6 protein-coding genes and 1 riboswitch are annotated in these 6,130 nt (G+C 43.8%); of the genes, 4 read left to right on the top strand and 2 right to left on the bottom strand.

Annotated features, from left to right (window positions below):
- The first annotated feature begins 248 nt into the window (after nt 1-248).
- The 4 genes from ACFPXP_RS11790 (at nt 249) to ACFPXP_RS11775 (ending at nt 3,519) form a co-directional block, all read left to right on the top strand.
- Nucleotides 249-1,439, top strand: coding sequence for a MalY/PatB family protein (locus tag ACFPXP_RS11790; RefSeq protein WP_379894418.1), 1,191 nt, complete (start codon nt 249-251; stop codon nt 1,437-1,439).
- Nucleotides 1,440-1,656: 217 nt separating this feature from the next.
- Nucleotides 1,657-2,217: a hypothetical protein gene (locus tag ACFPXP_RS11785; RefSeq protein WP_379894417.1), complete on the top strand. Its 561-nt coding sequence runs from the start codon at nt 1,657-1,659 to the stop codon at nt 2,215-2,217.
- A gap of 224 nt (nt 2,218-2,441) precedes the next feature.
- A complete protein-coding gene (locus tag ACFPXP_RS11780) occupies nt 2,442-2,906 on the top strand; it encodes a hypothetical protein (protein ID WP_379894416.1) in 465 nt (154 codons plus the stop codon).
- A 121-nt stretch (nt 2,907-3,027) separates the two neighbouring features.
- On the top strand, nt 3,028-3,519 hold the full coding sequence (locus ACFPXP_RS11775; protein WP_379894415.1) for a hypothetical protein: 492 nt from the start codon (nt 3,028-3,030) through the stop codon (nt 3,517-3,519).
- Between the two features lie 114 nt (nt 3,520-3,633).
- Here ACFPXP_RS11775 and ACFPXP_RS11770 read toward each other — a convergent pair whose 3' ends face one another.
- The gene (locus ACFPXP_RS11770; protein WP_379894414.1) at nt 3,634-4,479 is read right to left on the bottom strand and encodes a MerR family transcriptional regulator; all 846 of its coding nucleotides are present in this window, start codon (nt 4,477-4,479) and stop codon (nt 3,634-3,636) included.
- A 33-nt stretch (nt 4,480-4,512) separates the two neighbouring features.
- Entirely contained in the window at nt 4,513-5,700 is a 1,188-nt protein-coding gene (locus ACFPXP_RS11765) for an MFS transporter (protein WP_379894413.1), read from the bottom strand.
- 158 nt (nt 5,701-5,858) lie between these two features.
- A riboswitch (TPP riboswitch) is annotated at nt 5,859-5,957 on the top strand.
- The last annotated feature ends 173 nt before the right edge of the window (nt 5,958-6,130 follow it).

Genomic DNA, 6,130 nt, shown 5'->3' with positions numbered 1-6,130 from the left:
TTGCAGTTCCTCGTGATGAACCTGGAACGCCGCTTGCGGCTTCTTTTTGTCCTCATTCTCAACATGCTGCTGAAACGTACCGCCTACAGACAATTTGCTCTCTAATGTTTCGTTCAGCAAGCCCTAAATTATTCAAATAAATAAGCGCGTATGGGAAAGCACGGTTTGAACAAGCGTTAAATGAATGAAGCTCCACGGTTTTGTGATAAAATAAGGCAAGAAAATAAAAGATGGAAAGGTTGGGTACCGTGAAATATAACTTTGATGAAATTGTAAATCGGAGAGGGACCTATTCGGTCAAATGGGATGGAGGAGAGTTCCTTCGAGAAAATGGTTTTACTCAAAGATATGATGAAGAGACCTTGCCATTATTTACGGCAGACATGGATTTACCCGTACCCCAAGCCTTGATTGATGCTTTACATAAAACCGTTGATCATAAAATTTTTGGTTATTCCATCTTTCCTAGTGAGTACTATGAAGCGATTCAGCATTGGTTTAAAAACAGACATGATTGGGAGATCCAAAAGGAAGAAATCATCTATAGTCCTGGAACGGTCCATGCTTTGAATATTGCCGTAAGAGCTCTGACTCAGCCGGGTGACGGAATCATTATTCAGCGGCCGGTTTACCCGCCTTTTACTTCTGCAATAGAAGGTCATAGCAGAATCGTAAGGAATAATGCTCTTACATATGATGAGAGTGGGTATTATTCTATTGATTTTGAGGATTTCGAAGCAAAAGCAAAAGAAGAAAAGACGAAAATGTTTATTTTGTGTAATCCTCATAATCCTACAGGAAGAATTTTCAATGTAGACGAGCTTAAGAAATTATCTGAGATTTGTGCGGAAAACGGTGTCCTTATCGTAGCGGACGAAATACACGGCGATTTAATTAGACGGGATCAAACCTTTATACCCATCGCAAAAGTTGTGGATCATGCTGACCATATCATCACATTAACCGCTATTAACAAAACATTTAATGTCGCAGGTCTCCATTGTACCAATGTGGTTATCCCCAATCCAGAGCTTAGAAAAATATTCATAAAAGAAATGGGCTTTCAATTGGCTTCGCCATTTACCATATCTGCTCTCATCGCAGTGTACAATGAAGGGGAAGATTGGTTAGAGCAACTGAAAGATTACATTGACGGCACTATGGAATGGGTTGTCAATTTCTTAGCAGAAAAGATGCCGAAAGTCAAAGTGAGCATTCCAGAAGGAACTTATATCATGTGGATGGATTTTAGCGAATATGGCATTTCACCAGAAGAAGTCCATGATCGCATCTATAACAAAGCGAACGTACTTTTAGAAGATGGCCGTATGTTTGGAGAAGAAGGTTTACAGCATCAAAGAATTTGCATTCCATCGCCAAGACCGATCATAAAAGAAGCCTTTGAAAGAATCGCCAGGGAATTTGAGGATATCCGTTAGATTCATATCGAAGAAATGATCTTTGGTTTCGATGGTTTTGTTTTACATGGGAACGAAAGGGGCTTTTAAACTGCAGGCCAATCCAATGAAGAATGGATTGGCCTGCAGTTTTTTTTGCACCGCTTCGCGGCAAACTACGACGCGGCTTCGGCAGAATAGCACAGGTAAATAATGGTTATCTTATTTGAAGACATTACGCCGCAGGAGTAGATAACCTATGCCGCACCGGAGGTTCCAATCAGCTAACATAAGAGCACGTTATTCCAAAGGGGGAATATCTGTATTTGGGATTAATTCGGTATATCCCCGCACGCCTTGGATTGCAGCTTGGTGGTCCGCTGCTTTCCCAGGATTTGGGCATATGTTTATAGGGAAGTACCTGCATGGCTTCGTATTGATCATCTGGGAACTTGTCGTAAACAGCCAGTCCAATCTAAACATGGGGATTGCCTTATCCTTTCTTGGCAGGTTCGGGGAAGCAATGGCGCAATTGAACCAAGAATGGGCTCTGCTTTATGTGGCCGTATATGTATACAGCATCTGGGACAGTTACCGTTGTGCGGTTGAGATCAGTAAAAGTCACGTACTGGCTGAAGTGGAAGATGCCCCTGTCACACCATCTGATGTGAGCTTTTTTGATATTGTCATCCTCGACAAGAAAAAGCCATGGGTGGGAATGGCATGGTCTGTTTTTACTCCCGGATTGGGGCAATTATATGGCGGCAGTACAATCGTCGGCACATTTGTTTTGGCTTTTTGGATATACGTCTTGCTATAAGGCCGAGGCCGTCCGCACCTTTCTCTATTCGTTCCTTGGGGAGTTTAATAGTGCGGCTGCAATTGTAGACTGGCAGTGGTTTCTTTTTTTACCTTCAATGTACGCTTTTGCAATTTATCAGGCCTATACATCGGTAAATGAAAACAATATTTTATATGATATTGAGCAAATACGTTATCTTAGAGTGAGGGCTGCAAACTTGGCACATCAGAATACAATCGAAAATGATACCGTACAAAATCATTGCCACATTTGATCATTCTCCCTTTGTGGAAATGGTGATCCATGATATAGAGAAGCTGGGCGTCCCGCAGCGGAATATCGTTGCATTGCCACTGGAAAACCTTGAATCTCAAACACGTATTATTGATTCTATTCATCGGGTTGATGGCAGAAGTATTCTGGACGGAGCTATGATGAGCTCTACGATTTTTGCGGTCTTGGGAGCCATATACGGATTCGTATTGTACTGGGGACCGATCATTTGGGGATTGCTTGGTTTAGTCGGCGGGTTCGTGTTGGGTTTGATTATCGAATTAGCGCTGAATAAATCGAAAATCAAAGTTTTTTCGAACCGAAAGAGTGAGGTGATCATAGAGGTAACCTGTCATGCCGCTCTGCAAAACCAGCTCATTCAAGTCCTTAAATCACGGAGGGCAACAGGATTCGTCATGATGCCTCCGCGATGACTTTCGAATACATCATTGTGGTTACGCAGGTAGGTAAATGCACATTTTTGGCGTACAAGTTGATAGGCGGGTGACTACGGAATAGGATGTGGTGAGATCAATTCGTAAAGGGGATTACTTCATGTATCCAAATCAATTTCCTTGGAATTACCATCATCCATCAACTCAGGAAGCGTATCATAACGGAGATTCAGTTCAATCGCAATATGGGGATAATGCCGAAGGGGCATGGTATGGGCAGGCTTCAGGATTGCCTCGCTATCCAATTCCGTTTCCTCAGCCGGGGCAAGGAACAGGACAGTTCCCTGGAGCACCGGGTCAATTCCCGGGTCAAATTCCAGGAGCTCAGGGCCCTGGCACCGGCGCGACCCTTGCTCCCCCGCCGTCCTATACTCCCGCACAAACACAGCAGGCAACGTTTGCTGTTGATCCCGGAAGCATCGCCGGATGTTTGTTCCGATACACGTATGTATGGTTAAGAAACTTTGAACAATTCTGGTTTTATCCGGTCTTCGTTGGCCGCAACTCTGTTGCCGGATTTCGTTGGAACGGCTTTCGTTGGAACTATTTCGGAATGAGTCTAAGACAAATCAACTCTTTTACTTGTTTCTAATTTGCGGACTCAAAGGAGGTTCTCTGAGAGCTGACGGGCTTGGAGAACCTCCTTTTTTATTCGCTGTTTAGATGGTTTTCAAATGATCAAGCTATTTCAGGCAGTGGAACTTCTTTACTCGGATGGTTCTAAGATACGAACCTTCATTTCCACTAAGAATTCTTCTTGTTTTCGCGGTGAATAATGAATTGGACTGAAGAATTCGTAAATATCACTAAGCACGGTGAACTGGTGGTTGTCGATGTACTTGAAAAGCTTCTGCAAACGATCGAAATAGTGCTCAACCGAGAAAATAAATGAAATGCATGCGTACGTGCCTGACGGAATGGTGATCACTTCGAGATCGGGGGTCATCGTTGAAATTTGTTTATCCGATAAAACCGGTGTAAAGATGTGGCGGTATGTGATTTCATCCACGTTGCCGTATGCTGCAAACGGAAACGTCGCACCGTAGCTCATGTGAATAAAGCCTAGAGATAGCTCCATATACTGTATTAGTTTGCTGTAAGAGGCATTCAACAAAGTGAGGGGAGTCATTCCCTCCGCATCGGCTCTTATAATCCGCATCTCTTCATCGTTCGAAATATACACTTCCCCGTTTACATCGTCTTCTAACTGCTTCATCATCCGCCGCTTTACAATAGAGATGGTCTGTTCAATGTCTAATAAAAACTCGATTTGCTCCCGAACTTTGTTTTCCTGCTCGGTTAAAAATGCAATTAATTCATCTCTGTTAAGCTCTTGAGCTTTTTTAATTTCTTCAAGGGGGGTGCCGATATATCTTAAAGATTTGATTAAGTCCAGATGATATAACTGTGAATCATGGTAATAGCGATAGTTGGTCTCGGGATCGACATAAGCCGGCTTAAATAGACCCATTTGATCGTAATAGCGCAGCGCTTTAATGGAGATATTAGCCAGCTTCGCCACTTCACCGATTGAAAATAAAGCTTCCTTCATGCAACCACTTCCCTACGCAAATAAATCGAATGGTTACTGGAATGTATCCTGCTGAACGTGAATCGTTCGTTGTGCAGGCATTTTCCAGGCAAGCGTAAAGCCGATTCCTACAGCTAACAAGACCGTAGCAAAATAGAACGGATAGTTCAAATCGATATCAAATAAGATTCCGCCCACGATCGGCCCCAATACATTTCCAATACTTGTAAACATGGAATTCATTCCCCCGATAAACCCTTGTTCATTTCCTGCAATTTTTGTTAAGTAGGATGTCACAGCGGGACGCATCAAATCAAAGCCGATAAACACCGTCATCGTGACTAGTAAAATGGAAAAGTAAGAGTTGACGAGCGTCAGAATGAATACCAGCGATGTTGAAGCGATCAAGCTGTAACGGATGAGCCGAATTTCTCCAAGCCGCTTCGTTAATCCGTCGAACAGCGTCACTTGAACGATGGCGCCGACGATAGCGCCTCCTGTAATGATGACGGCAATGTCTACCGGCGTAAATCCGAATTTATGATCGACGAACAAGGCAAATAACGATTCGAATGCGGCTAACCCAAACGCAGAAATAAGAATGATCATAAAGGCTATAAAATAGAGGGGGGAGAAAATCCGACGAATTCCCCTCGTGTTCCCGTCTGTGCCCGTATGCTCTGGGTTCCGATTTGGTTCCCGAAGCGTGAGCAAGGACAAGATGACAGCAAATCCTGCCAGCGCACTAGCAAAGAAGAAGGGCAGCCGTGAATGGAATTCGGCTAAAAAGCCGCCAAGCCCCGGACCGACGATGAACCCTGTCGAAATGGCTGCGGACATATATCCAAGCGCCTTAGGTCTCGTCTGGATCGTCGTAATATCGGCAATAAAGGCATTTACGGCGGGCATGATAAAGGCCGCACTGACTCCGCCCAGCATACGGGATACAAATAAGGTTTCAACGCTTGTGCCCAAACCGAATAATAATTCCGAAATACTGAAAAAAAGCAGGCCAAGCACAATCATGATCTTGCGCCCGAATCGATCCGCCCATCGGCCGGCAATCGGTGAGACGAGCAGCTGCGTGACGGCGAAAGAAGCGACCATATATCCGACAACGGTACCCGAGATATGCAATTCATTCATAATCGTCGGAGTGACCGGAATGACAAGGCCAATACCGAGAAAAGCAATAAAGAGATTCATTAATAGTATACCCAATGCAACATTCTGCTTTTGCATGTGACTTCCTCCTCATGAAGCGTTACCTTCTAATATAAAGTCTCCCATTAGGGGAGAGTCAATAGAAATGTGAAGCGAAAAGATGCATGCTATCGTTTCTTCCAAATGATTGAAATTTTCAATTTTTTCTGTTAAAGTGTAGTCAATTGAATAGGTTTATTGTTTTGCAGGGGGACTCTTCGGAGTTGAGAAGGTTAAAACCTGACCCTTTGAACCTGTTAGTTAACACTAGCGTAGGGAGCAAAAGTACATGAATCTGTGATGGTGTGTGCAAAGCTCTTCTCGGTTAGGGAAGAGCTTTTTTATGTTCAAACGCACACACCTTATGTCAGCCATCGATTCATGAGGCGCCCTTTTATCACGCAGTGCGAACTTCTCGCTGCAATCGATAAAAGGGCTATTTCTTTCCTTGCGCCCATCAAATCATGGG

The sequence above is a fragment of the Marinicrinis lubricantis genome, from assembly GCF_042658665.1.
In the GTDB taxonomy this organism is placed as follows: Bacteria; Bacillota; Bacilli; order Paenibacillales; family KCTC-33676; genus Marinicrinis; species Marinicrinis lubricantis.
This window is presented reverse-complemented; position numbering and strand designations above follow the sequence as displayed.